Origin of the sequence: [Pseudopropionibacterium] massiliense (assembly GCF_900607225.1) — a bacterium.
In the GTDB taxonomy this organism is placed as follows: Bacteria; Actinomycetota; Actinomycetes; order Propionibacteriales; family Propionibacteriaceae; genus Arachnia; species Arachnia massiliensis.
In genome coordinates this window covers 3,186,678-3,205,502 of record NZ_LR027842.1, presented here as the reverse complement: position 1 = coordinate 3,205,502, position 18,825 = coordinate 3,186,678, and the positions used below count along the sequence as shown (strand labels likewise).

Genomic DNA, 18,825 nt, shown 5'->3' with positions numbered 1-18,825 from the left:
GCGTGACTTCTCATCGCTCAGCCCATCTTCTCAACAGCCGAGCGGGCGAGCACGCGGGGCAAGGAGACGGTTCGCACGGGAGCGGAGGCGGACAATTCAAGTGTCGGTACCCCGTAGGGCGCATCGAGGATTGCGAAGTACAGCTCTTCCTCGGGATTCACCGAAGGAGCTCGGTAGAAGATGGTGCCGATCTCCTCGAGACCTACTCGGATGGTTTCCCCGTTCTTGAAGACGGTACCTGCTGAGGCCACGACCGGCGCCAGCTTACGTTGGTCCCGAGTAGGAGCGATGAGGGAGTCTGAACCGTGAAACTCACCTACGCGATTCCAGTCCAAAAGCCACGACAGGTCGGCAGTGTTGACGTCGAGATCGCGAACGCCCATGGCGTAGTAGGGCATACCTGCTTCCGCCTGGACGCGTGCCAAGCTTTCTTCGGAGACCTTGGAGCCCCCCAACCTCTCAGCATGTGAGAATACAACCTCGTGAGCTGAGGCAGCGTCGTCGGAGACGAGGAGGTAACCGTACTCGCCGGTCGTGCCGACACGTGCCAGGAAGGGAGTTCCTGTCCCGGTGTGGCCCGGGACCTCGATATCGGTGATGGAATGGAGCACCAAGCCGGCGATGTCGAAGTCCACCAATTCGGCGGCGACCTTCCACGCAGCCGGCCCTTCGAAGGCGATAGCGGTCCATCCATCGGGCGCAACCTCGACCTTCACATCACCTGTCACGAAAGGAGTCAGGTAGCTCGTCATCTCTTTCGAGGTTGCGACGGTTCGTGGCAGCAGCCAAGTCTCATCCTCCCGCTCCATGTGGAGGAAGATCGCGAATGGGATGCCGTCCCTGCGCAGCGCCAGGCATTCCCGGGTGGTTTCGATGTCGACATATTCTGAGCTGCGCGACAAGAAGGCGTCGAGGAAATCGAAGCGGTCCTCGCCGGTGATGCGGATGAGAGGGCCGGTAGGAGTGTGGACGCCTACGGACTCGCGGAGGGTGCGGTAATCAGCGATGGTATTCATGGTTTTTCCTTTCTGTGGTGTTTTGGTTCGAGCGTGCGTCGTCAAGTAGACACACTCAGCTAACCCGTGGATCAGCAGGGGGTGCGTCTGTCGGGTGATTGGGAAGTGTGAGATTTGGCTAGAAGGATGCCAAGTAGGAATGTCTACCGACCAGTCCAGATGTATTTTCCAGGAGAGCGAGACGCCACCGAGCCGTTCGAGCGGATGCTCTGATCACGCACCCGACCAAGAGATCGTTCCCGGTAGATCGAACGATTATTTCAGGGAAGCCCTGCTGGCCCAGTGTTGGTTCCAGGCAAAGCCATTCACCGCTGGCGAGTTCGACCCCTAGCCGACTCGTCCAGCGTTGCCAGATGGCACCAACGGTGGCGGTCTCTACCTCGCCTCGGTTGGATAGTCGAACTCTGGAACCCGCCGCAACGGCTGGGGTGAGCCAGAGGGCTATCTCTCCAGTGGGATTAGTGGTGGAGATGTTGATGTTCCAATTGCAGTGTTCCTGATTCGGATCGAGAACCCAAGTAATGTCCTGAGTTGGGGAAGACAGGCTGTTTTCCTCTCCGAGAAGCCAGTCTGGGTGGGGCAGGCCCCAACCCATGCCGATTTCGCGATTGTGGCGGTCTCCTTCGCGAGTGACCCACATGCCAGCCGACCAAGATGGGTTGCAGCTGAGCCTCCGTACACGTGGATAAGGGCAGTGAAGAACAGCTGCTCCATCATGACGCCACCGGACGATGCCGCCTGCCCCGGGGTCGAAGCGGATCTCTACCCCTTCTGGGGAGCCGCTGCGGGATGCGTCAGCATTGCGTTGGGGGCTGGGAGTGCCGTAGTTGGATATCCGCGTGGTTAGTGTGGCGGCTCCCTCTTCGTTCAAGGTGACATGACGTTCCACGAGGGAGCTGGTTACGAGTGACATGTCTCCGTTCCCAGAGAGCTCGATGACCGTTGATTCGTCGGTCCAGCGAATCGGTGTGCCAGGCCAGAGGGGCAGTCCGGCAGCCGGGATTTGGGTGGAGTCACGGACCGTGAGTCCGAGGGCGACGGAGGCTTGACGAATGGGTGCTTCCCCCATGGGGTCGGCATCCAGTTTTGCCAGGCGTAGACCCAGTTCCTGGAACATTTTCATGGTCTGTCCCGGCTCTCCCGAGAATTTGGTGACCATGAGGTCGCCGGATAGCGCAATCCGGCATGACAACCCGCTGCTTTCATCCGTCAGGGTCAGAACGTCGGCTCTCTCTGTGATGGACAGAGGGTGACGTGGGCCACCTCGCCAGCCAGCAGCACGATGCGGTGCTGCGTCGGGCCATGTGAGGGAAATGAGCGGCCCCAAGTGGTCGTCTGCGTAGACTGCGATGGCGCCATCCGTGAGCACGTTGATGACCCTCTCGCCCCATCTTCTGCTGGTCTGAAGTTTGGTCTCCTCCGGACGCGGCGTGCTACTCGGGCGGACGGGGAGGTTTCTGACGCCGTCAGGAGTCATGACCGTTGCGCTGAGGAGCTCGGCTCGGTCCACATCGATACAGGCCTCGACGATCATGGAACCGAAGCTCATTTGATATCGCACCACCGAACGGTCGCCCTGGGTCATGACGTCTCCTGTGAGGTCATCACCGAGCTGTTTCAACACGGACCCCACGGCTATCAGTTCTGGCAGATGCCGTCGTTCATCCTCCGTGATGTGGTTACGAATATGTTTCAGGACCAAGGGAAGGTAGCAATACAGTTCAACACTTCCGTCGACTCCGGGACGGCCTCGGCCTCGGCTGATGCAACCGACGCGGCGGTAGAGTCGGAATGCGTCTCGATTGGCCGGATTGACTGTGAGTCTCAGCACCTCTAGATCATGGTCGAGCATCCATATCACGGCTGCGGTGAAGAGCTGACCGGTGAGGGTGCCTTTCCGATGGCCGGGGGCCACGAAAAACATGTCCGCAAACATCTCATTCTCGTTTGCGGTCAGTCGGCCGATGCTCGAGAAGATCCCGAAGGTGGCGATAATCTGTCCATTCTCCTCTGCTATGAGGAATCCCTTGGTTCCTCGTTCCTCGAATTCGCGGCGGAGCTGTTCCCCTGTGATTCCTCCTGCGACCGGATTTGGGTTCTCGGGATGGGAATTGTACAGTTCGGCAATGAGGTCGGCGTCGCTGTTCATATAGCTGCGAATCTGCATGGTATTACCTACCTGGTGGATGTTACGATCAGTGTGCCGTTGGCAACGACGTTCCTGCCAACGCGAGCGGTCACGGCTGCTTCCCGGAGGCCACCGAATCTGGGTCCGAGGACTGCTTCGAGATCCAACTGATCACCAGGTCTCACGAGTCTGGAGAACTTCATCTTGGAGATGGAGCCGAGGTATCCCACGCTTGCCTGAACGTCTTGGACCGATACTTCCGGAGCCACCTCAAGACGCTCCGCCACGTAGATTACGGCGACTAGCTGGGCGAGGGACTCGATGATCAGGACCCCAGGCATGATGGAGTGATTCGGGTAGTGGCCTGCGAAGAAGGGTTCGTTGATGGAAACGTTCTTCACGCCGCGGCCACGTTCTCCCGGAATGACATCATGGGCCCGGTCGATCATGAGCATCGGCCAGCGGTGAGGCAACATCTGCTTGATTGCATCGCTGTCGAAGTCGCGAGTGATTCCCTCAGAACTCACGGCTGGAGCCGTTCTGGTGGGTACGGGGGTCATCACTTCTCCTCGTGCGCCTCGATGAAGTCGACCAAGGCGTTGATTGAACCGAACGCGCCCGCGTCATCGTCGCTGATGGATACGCCAAAAAGATTCTGTATCATGACGACAATCTCCAAGCTGTCGAGGGAATCCATTTCCAGCCCTCGTCCGAACAGTGGCTGATTGTCTGACACTCTCTCGGGGCGAGTCTCAAGGCCGAGTTTGCCAATGATTTCAGACTTGATCATCCAAGCTTTGTCGAAGCGCTTTTTGGCGCGCGCATGAACGTCTTCAGTTGTGAGGGTGGCGGTGGACATTAGTATTTGTTCCTTTCGGGATCGGTTGGTTTGTGGCTGGGTTGTCAGCCATTGATCATTCCGCCGTCGACCGTCAGCACCTTCCCGGTGATGTAGGACGAAACAGGGGAGGCCAAGAAGCAGATGGTTTGGGCCACCTCGTCAGGACGGCCCAGGCGGCCGAGGCTGATTGCGGAAATAGCTTGGGCAAGTACGGACCGGGAGACCCGCCGAACCATGTCGGTTTCGATGAAACCCGGTGCCACGGCATTCACGCGGATGCTGCGGCTTCCAACTTCCTGCGCCAAAGACTTGGCGAGGGCGATGATACCTCCTTTGCTGGCGGCGTAATTTCCTTGTCCGGGACGTCCAGCTACTCCGCTGGTGGAACTTACCAAGACGATTGATCCCCCAGTGCCGAGCATCGCCTTGGTGGCTTCCCGAGCGCACAGGAAATTGCCTGTTAGATTGGTAGAAATGACGTCGTTCCACTTGACTTGCCCCATGGTTGCGAGTAAGCCATCGGATGTGACTCCTGAGTTTAGCACCGCAGCATCAAGTCTCCCAAAATGTTCGCGGATAGTTTTGAACAGCGACAACACTTGGGACTCTTCTCTGATGTCAACGTTCACGACTTCTGCTCGGCGTCCCATATCGCGAATCTCCTCTGCGACCAGAGTCGCCTGTTCCTCCTTGCTGCGGTAGGTGAGGACTACATGCGCTCCCCAAGCTGCCAAGCATCTTGCCGTCTCTGCGCCGATGCCGCGGGACCCTCCTGTTACCAGCGCCACAGAATCGGATGGGAACAGCGTCGGTGGGTTGGGTCGCCCAGCGAGGTTGGTTGCCATGCCTGTTGCTCCTGTTTTGTTGTTATGTGTAGCTTGGGGGGTCATTCTTTGATCTCCTCGGGATGTGATTCCTTGATCATTTGGAGTCTGACTTCGCTGACGTAGCGATTTCCCTGTTGATCCATGAGCCAGCTTTCCTGGGGGCGTGGTAGGCACTCAGAGATCACTATGCGGTGATCTTCGTCGGATCGTGCGCGCTGTTGGCGCACACTGCTGATGAAGGAGGCCACGAGAGGCACACTACCGAAATGCAGGTAGGTAGGTTTCACCTCATCTGCAAATTTAACAAACACCTCGTCCGGAAGTCCGTGTTTCTTCTGCCAAGAACGAACGGCTAGATAGTCAGCTTCCCTCCTTCTGCGGGTATGGATCTCAATGTCATCCGTGGATGGCCGCCACGTTTCCCGGAACAGCACGAGCCGATCGATAGAGAGTCGGGGAGTGTGTGCTCCTCCAAGACCCACCTTGAAGGCGTCGGCGGCAACCATGCTGATCGGGACTATCCATGCCTGAGCCAGTGGCACGTGACGTTCGTCGGGACAGAACAGCTCAAAGCCCTCGGAACCCTCCACTACTTCCAGGGAGGCCATCGGCCATACCTGGGAACGATCACGGCTAACAGCCCGTGTGAATCCGAGGAGCCGATCCTGTGATCCTGATGTGGCGGTCACCACGCGGCCGGTATTCCAGCGCCAGCTCTCAGGAAAAAGGGGAACCAGTCGCTCAAGACCGAGCGCGTCGTTGATTCTCTCCCGTATGGAGCCACCTGGGACGCTCCATTCAACGGCTGGGATGTCAAGGGAAGCGAAACAGGCGTGGAGCTCGCCGAGCACGGCGATGAACTCTCCTTGGCTGAGTGCTTCGGGATTGTCTGCAATGAATTGAAGATCGGGGCTGTGGATGCCGAGACCAGCTGGAGCCTGAACTTTCGGGAATGCAGCTGCAACAGCAGCAGCGAGTTCCTCGCTGCGTAGCTCTCTTCGATTGCTGTCGTCCGCTGCGAACTGATCAAGTATGCTCGCCCAACGTCTTGATAGGTCGGTGACCGCATCCTGGAGGGGGGCCGTTTTATCTCCCCAGAACAGGGAAAGCGAGGGTTTCCACATGTCAGACAAACGAAGTGGACGATTTGGGGAGGAGAGATGAAGAGCCAGATCAGAGAGTGCCTTGGAGTAGCTATCGTACAGCCGCGTGGCGAACCAATCTGCAGAACGGAGGAGCAAGGAAAGAGCGTCATCAAGCGAGTCCAGTATCCCAGAGCCGAGTTCCCATTCCACGTCGCGGCATGCGTCGAAGTAACAAAGGGTGCGACCAGCGTACATGTTCCCGGCCTCGCGTGTGGGTTGCCTGCCGGTGGATTCTAGGAACTGGGTGTCCAGCCGCGAGAGAGCCTCCATCAGTTCATCCTCGTCCTTGGCGGCCCCCACTTCAGCGAGTAGAAGCTCGAACCGGTCCAAGATTTCATTTAATTCCTCACGCAACGGTTCATCTCTGATTCCTGCGACGCGATCCCGAAGAACCTGCCAGGCGTCAACAGATATCGGGATAGCCGGACCGCGAGTGAGTATCCGTTTCCGAGAGAATTTTTCAAGAATTTTTCGAACGGCGTTTTCAGGAATTTCTCTTGCAGCCTCAATCGCGATCGCGTGAGTAGATCGGGAACCATCCACGAGACGCAGCACGGCTACTTCTTCTGAACGCAACTTTAGCGGGGGCTTTCCCGGGATGATGATGACGGACCGGAACTCGTCCAGGTGGAGCATCGGTTCCAAGGCTACGGGAAGCCACTCGGTCACGCCTTCGCGGGCGGCGATCCACGTGCCCAGTTCCGTTACCATCCAGGCCTCGAAACTCGGGTGAGAGACGGTTGTCAACTCAGGGCCGTGATGGAATTTCCCGGATCCTTGGTTTCCGCTGATGCGTACCCATGCGAATGGACCGAAGGAGCCAATGGTGTCGGCTTTTCCACAGTAACGTTGCCAGTACATGGCCAATCGGCGTTCCATGGAGCGGCGGCTGGAGTTCAACCGATCTGCTGGGAGGCGAAGTTTTTTCGCCATCCGTAGAAGCGGGGGATTCTGCCACCCGAGGGCAAGCGCCAAGTGTGGATCTTCGGCGATTCTGCTGATTTCGGCGGAGGTTGTTGCACTGGCTTGTTCATAAGCTTTTGCAAAAGTTTTTTCGTCGATTTTCTTGGACAGTGCCTCATCCGCTGCTTGGAGAAGATCAGGGGTTGCCAGATGGTCCAAACCTTCAGCAGGAAAACCTGTACTACGCAGGAGTCCTGACTCCCAAACCATCCAGCCGTGCTTCCCGTACGGTTGAAGTTTTCTCAAGTCAAAGGTATTTGTGGTGGCGGGTGCAGCGATGGTCATCGCATTGCTCCTTCGAGGTCAGCAGCATGATTGAGGACGGGGATCAGTCTTCTCAGGCCCTTCTCCAGCCGATCTGGGGTGGCGTTGGAGAAACAGATCCGCAGGCTGGGTGAGGGAAGCCCATCCGGACGGAAATGCGTTCCCGGTATTACCCGCACCCCTTCTTTGGCAGCGGCCTCCGAGACTTGGGTGGTATCGATTGACTCGAGACTGGTGAGCCACAGGTAAAATCCCCCTCTGGGATCCTCCCAAGCCCATCGCTCTACGGCCTCTGACGATTCTTTCAAGATCTGACAAGCGAACCGTGCTTTCTCTGCATAGCGAGCCCGGTAACTCGAAATCAAGGTTTCCCAGCCAAGTCTGCGATGGGTCTCCGCGATAATCGCCATCGAGAGTGGGGACGGGCTCAGCGCCTGTATCTCGATGCATGTGCGCAATCTTTGGGTGAATGCGTGGGGAGGATCGATCCAGCCGACCCTGAGGCCGGGAGCAAATACTTTGGAGAAGGTGCCCAGGTGGATAACTTTCTCCGGGAGTAATGATTTGAGGGACGGGAAAACTTCGCTGTTGAAGCCGAGCATTCCATAGGGGTTGTCCTCGATGATTGTAAGACCCAGCCGTGCGCAGGTTTCGACGAGGACGGAGCGGCGAGAAGGATCTTGGGAGGCTCCAGTGGGATTAGAGAAGGTGGGGACCACATAGACGGCTGAGACGGTATGACCTTTTGCTCGTAGGTTGACAACCTGTCGCTCGACGTCTTCCACAATGATGCCCCCGCGATCAGTGGCGACTGGTGCGATGTCCAGTTCGGCTGCGGCGAACGCGGCCAAGGCGCCTGGATATGTTGGGACCTCACAAAGAATCACGTCTCCTGGTAGGGCGGCAGCCACAGCGACGAGCCCTTGTTGTGAACCGGCGGTCGGGATCAGGTTCTCTTGTTGAGGCGACATGCCTTCGAAGGCGGTTAGATCACGAATGGCCGCTGCTAGGTTTCGAGGAACCGTGGGGGTCGTGTATTGGAGCAGTGTTCGGGCACCCAATCTCATGAGTCGCCCGGTGATCTCCGCGACTTCAGCACTAGGAAATACTGATAGATCCGGGAGACCTCCCGCCAGTGAGATCACGTCGGGTTTCGTGGAGAACAGATCAGGGAGTTCCACTCCATTCCCGGCGTCGGTCATGACCTTACCGCCGTGGCTTGTTCAATGTACTCGTGCAGTGCGGACGGGGTCGAGAGCCGACCATCGGCCAAGGCCTCCGGGTCCAGTTCCACCCCTAGTTCGTCCTCGATGGCCACCAGCAGCCCCAGCAAGGCCAAAGAATCAATTCCTTGATCGATCAAGCTGACCTCGGGGTCTGTGATTGCCGCCGAGCATTTCTGCTGGATGAACTGATTAAATTCATGCTGTTGCATGGGCTGTTTCCTTTGTGTTTGTAGAATTGTTTCGGATAAGTTCTGCAATGGCCTTGCGGTCTGGTTTCCCATTGCGATTCGCCGGGAAAGTTGGTAGCAAGCGAACTGATGAGGGACGTCGTGCTTGGTCCAGATGAGACCAGAGATACTGCAAGACCTTTCCCTCTTCCGTGTCGCCCACGTATGCGAGAATAAGGGGGTCCGTTTCAGTTTCGGGCCGAAGGGCCACTGCCGCTTGGACGCCGGGGCAGCGGTCTGCAGCATCCTCAATTTCATGGAGGGATATCCTCATCCCATGCCGTTTGATGATGTCGTCGCTACGGCCAGAGAAGTACAGGAGGCCATCCTCGTCCAAGTAGCCTTGATCCCCGGTGTGTAGGGCCACTTGGGAGCCGTCTGGGCGGAACCGGCCATTATCGGTCAGGGGGATTCCCCAGTAGCCTGACATCACGGTGTCACCGCGAACAACGATTTCTCCCTCGAAGCCGGGAGGTAGGGCGTTTCCTTTTGAGTCTTCAATGGTGATCCTGAGTCCAGGGATGGCCCGGCCAACGCTGCGGGGATGCGCTGCGTATTCCTGTGGGGGGAGGATCGAGATCCGTTTGCACTCGGTCATGCCATACATCGAGGCGTAGCTGGCTCCCGGGAAAAGCGTCAGGAGCTGCTCCATGGTCCTCTGATTCATACGGGCCCCGGTGTTGGTGAACAACCGTACATGGGTGTTTTCCGGGCGATGAAGCTGCAAAAGAACGAGCATCTGGGCGAGTGTCGGAACCAGCGGCACCACGGTCACCCGGTTGTGTGTGAGGACGTCGATGAGATTGAAATCGGAAGTTCGTTGTGCCAATACGATGGTGCAGCCGACTCGGGCTGCCAGGAGTAGCTGGTAGAGGCCGTAGTCGAAGGCCAGCGGCAGCCGGCAGAGGATCACGTCATCGGGGTGGTAGCGGAGTTGACTGTTGATGGAGCGGGTGGCGGTGCTGACCTGCCGGTGAGGGCACACGACGCCTCGGGGGTTGCCCGTGGTACCAGATGTATAGATGAGCAGCGCGAGCTCGTCAGGGGTAGGAAGTCTCGGAGCGGACCACTGATCCGGGTTGCATGCAAGAGCGCTGAGCCATGCGGCGTCGGAGGTGAGTACCCGGGGTCCGGATGTCAGCTCCAAGGTTCCTGCACGAGGATCGGTCACTACTGCACGGGCCCGGCAGTTCGTCACGGTGTAGGAGATCTGTTCTGCGGTGAGCTCGTCGTGCAAGGGTACGAAGACCACTCCTTGTCGCAGGGCAGCCCAGAACCACACCACCATCCGGTGATCCGGGGCGCCCGCGTAAACGAGCCGATCACCTCGTGCAAAGCCCTCGGCTGCCAACCAGGCGCCGACCTGTCGGACGAGACTGAAGAGCTCGGACCAGGTTAGGGTCACTTCGCCGTCTATGACTGCGACACCACCGGGGCGATGTGTGACGTTTGCGATGAGGTCCAATACCACGGACATGTCACACTCCTGTTCTGGAAAGGGTCAGCAGATCCTTGGGGGTCTGGACGCAGAGGGTTCTCAGGTCTGGAAACCGGCGGGTCATGAGACCGGTCATCACCCGTCCGGGCGGGGCTGCCACGACCAGCTCGGGTGAGAAAGTTCCCAAGGTGGTGAGGCAGAGGTCCCAGCGCACGGGTACGGTCAACTGGGCGATGAGCCGTTCCCGGATCTCGACACCGTTCGTGACGAGCCGCCCGTCGAGGTTCGACAACAACGGATGAGTCACGTCGTGGAATCGGATGCGGTCGGCGGCCCTCTCGAATTCGGCTCGCGCTGGTTTCATGTAACTGGTGTGGAACGCCCCCGCTACCGATAGTTGGTGGACCTTGGTGCCTTTCGGGGGATCTTGTTTGAGGCGGTTAACGTTCTCGATGAGACCAGCGGCGACCACTTGGCCGGCGCCGTTGTAGTTGGCCGCGGTCAGGCCGATCTCGTGAAGACGGGAGACGATGGACTCCGGGGTTCCGCCGATGACGGCAGCCATCGTGGTTGGCGCGAGTGAACAAGCCTGAGCCATGGCCATACCTCGAGCACGGGCCAGGGATACTGCATCCTCGGGTGCGAGGGCACCTGCGAAGGCCGCCGCCGCGAGCTCGCCAACGGAATGACCGGCCATGATCCACCGAGTCGTCGTCAGAGGTAGCAGGTCTCGGAGAAGCAGGGCCTGCGCCACCAGAAGGGGCTGGGCGTTCTCGGTTCGGGCGATCTCTTCCGTGCCGGCCTTGGTGCCGAGATGGACGAGGTCGACATCGGCGGTCCGGGACCAGGACCTCAGAAGATCAACGGCGTGGGGATCTCGTAGCCATGGACGAAGCATTCGGGGGAACTGGGCTCCCTGGCCAGGAGTGAGCAGGGCGTACATGACCGACCTCACTTTCTCCCTGTGCTGCGGGCGAAGCGACGGGATGCCCAGAAAATGAATCCGATCATCCAGGCCAAGGCGTTGAAGATCGCCCAGCCGAGGGAAGTGTGTTCACCGGAGAAGGTGTATCCATCGGTGAGGGCATGTCTGGCGATCGCCGCGACGCCGAACATGGGTGTCACTTGGCCGATGCTCAGCATCGTTCCGCTCAATGGTATGAACAGGTTCCCGATGAAGGCGAAGGCCGTTATGGTCAGGCCGGGGATGTGCATCACGACCTCGGGGCGAAGGGCCAGGCCGAGGGCGATGCCCAGAGCGGCAAAGATTCCGGAACCCAGCCAAGCCGTCAGCAACCCTGAGAGCCAGACCTCAGCAGTGCCACGGGCGCCGGTGATGAATCCCAGGACACCGACAACGGTCACCGGAATCGTTGCAGCCATTACGGCCGCGAGCACCTTCGTCAGCACGTACTTGATCCCGCCCAAAGGAGTCATGCGGATGGTGCGCATCCATCCGGAGGCCTGTTCCACGGAGATACTGACCGCGGTCGCAGTGGCGGCTGCGGTGCCACCGTAGATGGCGATACCGATGGTCATCCACATGGCGAAGTTCCCGTGGGGTAGATCCGCCCCGGACGGCCCGGTGCGGAACAGAGCAATGTAGAGCACCATCGGCAATGCCAGGGTGAAGATCAGGGAAGAGCGGCGGAACGGCCGTTTCAGCTCGTACTTGAGATACCCGAGAGGGATTCCCCTGGACACCCTGTGGGCACGTGGAGCGTCTTTGCGATCGACTCGGGTGGTGCTGGAAACAGTGGGGGCTTGGGCCGTCATCCTCATGCCGCCTTCGATGTGAGCGCGAGGAAGGCATCGTCCAAGCTGCGGGGAACCACCTCGAGGTCGATGCCGTCAAGAGCGAGGACCAATCGGGCAAGCTGGTCGGAATCCTTATGATGAAGGCTGACGCGGCCCCCGCGCCGCTGGGTGAGCACCACGCCCGCTCTGGACAGGAGATCGGCCTCGGCCCGTGGACTGAGACGCGCCGAGACGATTCGCCCACTGGCTGCGGCGCGAATTGCATCAGCGGTGTCATCGGCAACAACCCGACCACGATTCATCAGGATGATCCGGTCGGCGAAATCATCCGCCTCCTCAAGGTAGTGAGTGGCGAACACTATGGTGCGGCCCTGTTCTGCGTCACGTCGGACCTCGGCCCAGAACTCATGGCGGGCCTCTACATCCATGCCCGCGGTGGGTTCATCAAGGATCAATAGATCGGGATCGGGCAGCAAGGCCATCCCGAAACGCACCCGCTGCTGCTCGCCACCCGAACAGCGCGACACCTTCCGGTCGGCGATCGGGAAAAGCCCTGCCCGCTGCATACAATCCTCGACCCGTGACGGATCGAACAGGGATCCAATCATCGACAAGGTTTCAACGACCGTCAGCTCCGGCAACAAACCACCGGTCTGCAACACCGCTGCCGCCCGGCCCGATTGCACCGCATGCAAGGGGGGCTGACCAAATATCCGAATCAAACCCCGATCAGGTCGCACAAGCCCCAGAATCATGTCAATGGTCGTGGTCTTGCCTGCGCCATTCGGTCCAAGAAGAGCAACCACTTCGCCTGCGTTGATCGTGACACTGATGCCGTCGACGGCTTGAACCGGATTCCCGGAATCATCTCGGAATTCCTTGAAAATGTTGGTGATCTTTAGGGCTGGCTCTGTTCCGCTGCTGCGGGATGATGTTGGCAGTTGGCTCATGACGTCAATTAGTCCTTCTCTGCTCGGTTTGGGCGGTTGCACTGCCCTTGTCAATTTGATCATGTGTTGTTTCCGGAAGTTGATAATCCAAGAAGACCCAAACGCTTTTCGAATGCAATGCGCGCAGAGACTCTCTTCTCGGTCACCCTCCAAGGGAATCCGATTCTGTTGCCGCTTTTCATGAAGCCCTTCGGTGGCTGCTCGTGAGCGCGGTCTGAATGAATGAATTCTCCGGTGGTTGGGCGTTGCCCGTGCTTGGGTTTTCTGTGGTTTCTCTTGTTCGTTCAAGATTGTTTCTATTGTCTTCTGTATTTGCTCCGTGTGTTGCGGATGGTCTCACTTTAAACCCGCGAATCGCGTATCACAATGGCCCTAACCGTGCTTTGGGTTGAAGGGAACTGGGCGTCTAGCCAAAAGTGGATCCCTGGCGGGCCACGTGTGCAGGGAAAGGTTGGGGTCCGTGGCCCGGCTCAGCCAGCAGCCGTGGCCCGGAAGTCCGCGGCGGATGGCTGTCCGCCGCAGTGATTCGTGCGAGGCTCTTCAGGACGTGAACAGCGAGAAGTGGAAGGAGTACAGGCTCGGGCGGTAGACGTGCTGCCCGAACTCGACCACCCGCCCGTCGGCGGCGTAGCCGGTGCGTTCCATCGTGAGCAGCGGCGCGCCCTCCTCCTCGCCCAGGTCCTCGGCCTCCTTCACGTTCGCCCCGCGGGCGCCGATCACCTGCCGGGCGGAGGCCACCTCGATGCCACGCGCCGCAAGGCAGCGGTAGAGGCCGCTCTCGCCGAGTTCCTGCCAGGCCGGCGCGATGTCGAGGGGGATGAGGTTCGTCATCAGCGCCAGGGGGTGGTCGTCGGCGTAGCGGAGGCGACGCACCGTCAGCAGTCCCTCGCCCCGGGCGATGTCGAGTTTCTCGGCCTCCTCCCGGGAGGCCTCGCGCACCTCGTAGGAGAGCACCCGCGTGGAGGGGGTGAACCCGGCCTCGGCGAGGTCGTCGTTCAGCGAGGACAGTTTCATGGGCCGGTGCACGTGGGGCGGGGTGACGCGGGTGCCCACCCCCCTGCGGCGCGTCAACAACCCCCGCGAGGCCAGCTCCTGCAACGCCCGGCGGGCCGTGGGGCGGGCCACGTCCAGGCGGGTAGCCATCGACACCTCGTCCTCGATCATCGCACCCGCCGGCAGCGCCCCGGACAGGATCGCGGTCTCGATCGGTTTCGCGATCTGCTGGTACAGCGGGACCTGGGAGTCGCGGTCCAGCGTGATCTCCGGTTCGTAGGTCGGTTCCATGATGCGATCCTCGGGGCCGGAACAGGCTTTGTCCCGACGTGACGGGTAGGTGACAGTTCTGAATGATCATACAAGCCAGAGGCATGTTCGCGGTGCAAGGAGGTGCGAAGAACGGAAAGTAATGTCCTGACATAGGTTGACTGGGGTCCTTCGCGTGGGCAGACTGGAGCAATCCCCAGCGACCGTGAGGAGCCATCCCCGACACCAAGGAGTCATCACCGTGGATGAGCCGGTACTTGACGTCTGCACCATCGGCAGGTGCGGGGTCGACCTGTACCCGCTGGAGATGAACACCCACCTGGAGGACGTCACCCGGTTCGGCAAGTTCCTCGGCGGCTCGTCCGCGAACGTCGCCGTCGCCGCCGCCCGCATGGGGCATTCCGTCGCCTGCGTCACCGGGGTGGGCGACGACCCCTTCGGCCGGTTCGTCCGCTCCGAACTGACCCGGCTCGGCGTGGACGCCCGGCACGTCGTCGTGAATCCGGAGTTCAACACCCCCGTCACCTTCTGCGAGGTCTTCCCGCCCGACAACTTCCCGTTGTTCTTCTACCGCCAACCCACCACCCCCGACCTGGAGATCGGCGTCGACGACCTGCCCGACGAGGCCGCCACGGCCCGCATCCTGTGGCTGACCGTCAGCGGGTTGTCGGTGGAGCCGTCGCGGTCGGCCAACCACGAGGCGCTGCGACGCCACCACGGCAACGGCATGAGCATCCTCGACCTCGACTACCGGGCGCGTTTCTGGCCCAGCGAACAGGAGGCGACGGCACAGATCCAGCAGGCCCTCGACCACGTCGACGTGGCGATCGGGAACCTGGAGGAGTGCCGGATCGCGGTCGGCGAGACCGACCCGGACGCCGCAGCCCTCGCGCTGCTGGAACGCGGGGTGGAAGTGGCCGTCGTGAAACAGGGAATGATGGGCACCCTGGTGCGCACCGCGACGGAGCGGGTCTACGTGCCCGTCACGAACGTCCGGGTCCGCAACGGGCTCGGCGCGGGTGACGGCTTCGGCGGGGCCGTGTGCCACGGCCTGTTGCAGGGCTGGGACCTGGCCAGGACGTTCGCCTTCGCGTCGGCGGCGGGCGCCATCGTCGCGTCACGGCTGGAGTGCTCCACCGCCATGCCGCGTATCGACGAGGTGGAGCGCCTGATGGCGGCCAACCCGCAGGTCGTCCCGGTCGTCAGCAGAATCCGGCACTGAGGAGGAAAACATGGACAACGACACCCACGTGATCAAGGCGGGAAGCACCGCCCACGGCCAGTTCGAGACCGACGTCAGCATCGAACGCGCCGGTTGGGAGTGGAGCTCCATCCGCGTGCTGGCGCTGCCCGCGGGCGGATCGGAGACGGTGACCTCCGGGGTCTCCGAACTGCTGGTGCTGCCGCTGTCCGGGGGTTGTGCCGTCGAGGTGAACGGCGAAACCCACGTGCTGAACGGACGCGAGGAGGTGTGGAGCGCCATCACCGACTACCTCTACATCCCGCGCGGAACCACGTTCACGGTCCGCAGCGAATCCGGGGGGCGGTTCGCGCTGCCCGCGGCGAAGGCCACCCGCGACCTGCCGGTGCGGTACTGCCCCGTCACCGAGGTGGTCACCACCCTGCGCGGCGCGGGCTCGTGTTCCCGCCAGGTCAACAACTACGCTCTCGGCAACGACCTGGAGACCTCCCACCTGCTGGCCTGCGAGGTGCTGACCCCGGGCGGCAACTGGTCCAGCTATCCGCCCCACAAGCACGACGAACACAACGAGGTGGAACGCGTCCTCGAGGAGATCTACTACTACGAGGTGCGACCGGGGCTGAACGGGTCGCCGGGGATGGCGTTGCAGCGCATCTACCCCTCGGGTCACGACATCGACGTGTGCGCCGAGGTGCACTCCCGCGACGTGGTGACGATGCCGCACGGCTACCACGGCCCGTCGGTGGCCGCTCCCGGATACGACCTCTACTACCTCAACGTCATGGCCGGGCCCGCCGAGGACTCCACCTGGCTGATGACCGACGACCCCGCATACACCTGGATCCGCGACACCTGGGCCTCCCAGGACGTTGATCCCCGGCTCCCCATGACCCCTCTCAACTAAGGAAACCCAGTGTCAACAGTGCGTCTCACCGTCGGGCAGGCGGTCGTCCGCTTCCTCGTCAACCAGTACACCGAACGCGACGGTATCGAGCGGCGTCTCATCGCCGGCGCCTTCGGCATCTTCGGGCACGGCAACGTCGCCGGGGTCGGCCAGGCCCTGCTGCAGAACGACCTCGACCCCACCCCCGAGGGCGGGCGGATGCGCTACATCATGCCCCGCAACGAGCAGGGCATGGTGCACGCCGCCGCGGCCTACGCCAAGACCACGAACCGGTTGAGCACCTGGATGTGCACCTCCTCGATCGGCCCCGGGTCGCTGAACATGGTCACGGGCGCGGCCCTGGCCACGACGAACCGGCTGCCGGTGCTGCTGTTCCCCTCCGACCAGTTCGCCACCCGCTTCCCCGACCCGGTGCTGCAGCAGGTCGAGGACCCGGTCTCGCCGATGACCGCCGCCACCGACTGCTTCCGTCCCGTCTCGCGGTTCTTCGACCGCATAGAACGGCCCGAGCAGCTCATCCCGTCGCTGCTCGCCGGGCTGCGGGTGCTGACCGATCCGGTTGACACGGGCGCGGTGACCATCGCCCTGCCGCAGGACGTGCAGGCCGAGTCCTACGACTTCCCCGTCGAGTTCTTCGCGCGACGGGTCTGGCACGTGCGCCGCCCACCGGCCGAGGCAGCCGCCATCGAACGGGCCGCCGCGATCATCCGGGAGGCGCGCAAGCCCCTCGTCGTCGCGGGCGGTGGCGTGATCTACGCGGAGGCGTCGAAACAGCTGCGGGCCTTCGCGGACGCCACCGGGATTCCCGTCTCCGACACCCAGGCCGGCAAGGGCGCGATCAACCACGACCACCCGGCCGCGGTCGGCGGGGTCGGGTCGACGGGCGCCGCCTCGGCCAACGCCCTGGCCGAGACGGCCGACGTCGTGATCGGCATCGGGACGCGCTACTCGGATTTCACCACCGCCTCGCACACCCAGTTCAAGAACCCGGATGTGAAGTTCGTCAACATCAACGTCGCCGCCTTCGACGCCGCCAAGCACAGCGCCGAGATGGTGGTCGGCGACGCGCGCGAGTCCCTGGAGGCGCTGACCGCGGCCCTCGACGGGTACCGGGTCGGCGACGACTACACCGAACGCATCGCCGGCCTGAAGGCGGAATGGGCGAAGGCCACGCACGAGTGCTACCACCGCGATCAGACCCCGCTGCCCGCGCAGACCGAGGTGTTCGGGGCGCTCAACGAGCTGATGGGCGACGGGGACGTCGTCATCAATGCCGCCGGTTCGATGCCCGGTGACCTCCAGTGCCTGTGGCAGGCCCCCACCCCGGAGCAGTACCACGTGGAGTATGCCTTCTCCTGCATGGGCTACGAGATCCCCGCGGCGATGGGTGTGAAACTGGCCAGGCCCGAGGCCGAGGTGGTTTCCATCGTCGGCGACGGCACCTACCAGATGCTGCCGATGGAGCTCGCGACCATCGTCCAGGAGAGGATCAAGGTCATCTTCGTGCTGCTGCAGAACTACGGCTTCGCCTCCATTGGGGCGCTGTCGGAGAGTCATGGGTCGCAGCGGTTCGGCACCCGCTACCGCACCGGCGATACCCCCCACAACGCCGACGGCGACCTGCTGCCCGTTGACATCGCCGTCAACGCGGAGTCGTGGGGCCTGAAGGTGCTGCGGGTCCACGGCATGGACGAGTTCCGCAAGGCCTATGCCGAGGCGGTGGCCTGTGAGGGGCCGGTGATGATCCACATCGAAACCGACCTGTACGGCCCCAACCCGCCTGGCTCCAGCTGGTGGGATGTGCCGATCTCGGAGGTTTCGCGTCTTGAGTCGACGCAACAGGCCCGCACCTGGTACGAGGGCAAGAAGACCGACCAGCGCCACTACCTGCGCTGAATCTCTCACCGGGGCTGCCCTGAAGGAAGGGCGGCCCCGGTGCCGTATTGTTTTGTTCTGGTGGTGTGCGACCCGTTCGAACGGTAGGGTGGTGACATCAGACATCTTCGATGTCAAATGTTGTAGCAGGTGAGAGGGGCACCACATGGGCACCCATATGTAGTTGGAGCTTGGGGCTCAGCAGCGTGCGGCTGCTGTTGTTGTGCGGGCTGGTGAAGAAGCCGAGGATGGCCTGTCGTTGTTGACAGATGTTGTGTCCGAGCATGCGCCCTTGATAGCTGGTCCCGCGGCCGAGGGTTTGGTTGATGTGATATCTGGGTGGGCGGATTCGTTGAGGGCGTTCACTGGTGGCCTGCGGGGATACGCGGATGCGTTGGTGGCTGTTGATCGTGATGTGGTGCAGACCGAAACAGAACAGCGGGAGAGTTTTGTGGCGTCCAGTTCCCGGATTGCTGGTCGGATGGGGGGCTGAGGCGTGGCAGAGGGCAGGTTGATTTTCAGGGAGGCCAGCGCCCAGGCGTTGGAGGACGCCTTCGCCAAGCGGGCGGCTGGGTTGCGTGAGGGGATCGGTGGCATGGATGAAGGGGTTCGTTCTGAGGTTGCTGCGTGGGATTCTGGTACGGAGTCGCGTCAGGCGCAGGAGTAGAAGGCCGGGCAGGTGCAGAAACGTGCCGAGTCGTTGGTGCAGGCGATGGAGCGGGCTGCGGCGGTGATGAAGGAGATTCATTCGCTGGCTTCTCGGGTGGAAGCGGACAACGTTGCCATTGTGGATTGATTC

17 protein-coding genes are annotated in these 18,825 nt (G+C 61.4%); 3 read left to right on the top strand and 14 right to left on the bottom strand.

The genetic code is table 11. The annotated features are described in order from the left end of the window. Positions 1-17: 17 nt before the first annotated feature. The 13 genes from E0E39_RS14310 to E0E39_RS14250 form a co-directional block, all read right to left on the bottom strand. Positions 18-1,016: an aminomethyl transferase family protein gene (locus E0E39_RS14310; RefSeq protein ID WP_130875357.1), complete on the bottom strand. Its 999-nt coding sequence runs from the start codon at positions 1,014-1,016 to the stop codon at positions 18-20. A 118-nt stretch (positions 1,017-1,134) separates the two neighbouring features. Further along, complete coding sequence (locus E0E39_RS14305; protein WP_130875356.1) at positions 1,135-3,183, bottom strand: GNAT family N-acetyltransferase; 2,049 nt, start codon at positions 3,181-3,183, stop codon at positions 1,135-1,137. 8 nt (positions 3,184-3,191) lie between these two features. Continuing rightward, positions 3,192-3,704, bottom strand: a complete 513-nt coding sequence (gene fabZ, locus E0E39_RS14300) for a 3-hydroxyacyl-ACP dehydratase FabZ (protein ID WP_130875355.1) — start codon at positions 3,702-3,704, stop codon at positions 3,192-3,194. Next, complete coding sequence (locus E0E39_RS14295) at positions 3,704-4,003, bottom strand: acyl carrier protein (RefSeq protein WP_130875354.1); 300 nt, start codon at positions 4,001-4,003, stop codon at positions 3,704-3,706. Before E0E39_RS14295 ends, fabZ begins: the two co-directional genes overlap by 1 nt. 44 nt (positions 4,004-4,047) lie before the next feature. Continuing rightward, the gene (gene fabG, locus E0E39_RS14290) at positions 4,048-4,830 is read right to left on the bottom strand and encodes a 3-oxoacyl-ACP reductase FabG (protein ID WP_130875353.1); all 783 of its coding nucleotides are present in this window, start codon (positions 4,828-4,830) and stop codon (positions 4,048-4,050) included. A gap of 41 nt (positions 4,831-4,871) precedes the next feature. After that, complete coding sequence (locus E0E39_RS14285) at positions 4,872-7,205, bottom strand: lantibiotic dehydratase (protein WP_130875352.1); 2,334 nt, start codon at positions 7,203-7,205, stop codon at positions 4,872-4,874. Further along, positions 7,202-8,386, bottom strand: a complete 1,185-nt coding sequence (locus E0E39_RS14280; RefSeq protein ID WP_130875351.1) for an aminotransferase-like domain-containing protein — start codon at positions 8,384-8,386, stop codon at positions 7,202-7,204. The genes E0E39_RS14285 and E0E39_RS14280 overlap by 4 nt, the downstream gene beginning before the upstream one ends. Beyond that, positions 8,383-8,619, bottom strand: coding sequence for an acyl carrier protein (locus E0E39_RS14275; RefSeq protein WP_130875350.1), 237 nt, complete (start codon positions 8,617-8,619; stop codon positions 8,383-8,385). The genes E0E39_RS14280 and E0E39_RS14275 overlap by 4 nt, the downstream gene beginning before the upstream one ends. Beyond that, complete coding sequence (locus E0E39_RS14270) at positions 8,606-10,114, bottom strand: class I adenylate-forming enzyme family protein (RefSeq protein ID WP_130875349.1); 1,509 nt, start codon at positions 10,112-10,114, stop codon at positions 8,606-8,608. The genes E0E39_RS14275 and E0E39_RS14270 overlap by 14 nt, the downstream gene beginning before the upstream one ends. Before the next feature lies 1 nt (position 10,115). Continuing rightward, positions 10,116-11,030: an ACP S-malonyltransferase gene (locus tag E0E39_RS14265; RefSeq protein ID WP_130875348.1), complete on the bottom strand. Its 915-nt coding sequence runs from the start codon at positions 11,028-11,030 to the stop codon at positions 10,116-10,118. Further along, complete coding sequence (locus E0E39_RS14260) at positions 11,027-11,779, bottom strand: ABC transporter permease (RefSeq protein ID WP_245988349.1); 753 nt, start codon at positions 11,777-11,779, stop codon at positions 11,027-11,029. Before E0E39_RS14260 ends, E0E39_RS14265 begins: the two co-directional genes overlap by 4 nt. Before the next feature lie 74 nt (positions 11,780-11,853). Further along, positions 11,854-12,783 (bottom strand): ABC transporter ATP-binding protein, encoded by a 930-nt coding sequence (locus E0E39_RS14255; protein ID WP_130875346.1) that lies wholly within the window; start codon positions 12,781-12,783, stop codon positions 11,854-11,856. A gap of 540 nt (positions 12,784-13,323) precedes the next feature. Then, positions 13,324-14,067 (bottom strand): GntR family transcriptional regulator, encoded by a 744-nt coding sequence (locus E0E39_RS14250; RefSeq protein WP_130875345.1) that lies wholly within the window; start codon positions 14,065-14,067, stop codon positions 13,324-13,326. A gap of 220 nt (positions 14,068-14,287) precedes the next feature. Between E0E39_RS14250 and iolC the strand changes: the two genes are divergently transcribed. From iolC to iolD, 3 genes are read left to right on the top strand one after another with little or no spacing between them, the layout of a single operon-like run. Then, positions 14,288-15,268 (top strand): 5-dehydro-2-deoxygluconokinase, encoded by a 981-nt coding sequence (iolC, locus tag E0E39_RS14245; protein WP_130875344.1) that lies wholly within the window; start codon positions 14,288-14,290, stop codon positions 15,266-15,268. 10 nt (positions 15,269-15,278) lie between these two features. After that, complete coding sequence (gene iolB, locus E0E39_RS14240) at positions 15,279-16,151, top strand: 5-deoxy-glucuronate isomerase (protein ID WP_130875343.1); 873 nt, start codon at positions 15,279-15,281, stop codon at positions 16,149-16,151. Between the two features lie 9 nt (positions 16,152-16,160). Then, on the top strand, positions 16,161-18,047 hold the full coding sequence (iolD, locus tag E0E39_RS14235; protein WP_130875342.1) for a 3D-(3,5/4)-trihydroxycyclohexane-1,2-dione acylhydrolase (decyclizing): 1,887 nt from the start codon (positions 16,161-16,163) through the stop codon (positions 18,045-18,047). Between the two features lie 97 nt (positions 18,048-18,144). Here the strand turns inward: iolD and E0E39_RS14230 are convergent, their stop codons facing one another. Then, positions 18,145-18,774 (bottom strand): hypothetical protein, encoded by a 630-nt coding sequence (locus E0E39_RS14230; RefSeq protein WP_130875341.1) that lies wholly within the window; start codon positions 18,772-18,774, stop codon positions 18,145-18,147. Between the last annotated feature and the right edge of the window lie 51 nt (positions 18,775-18,825).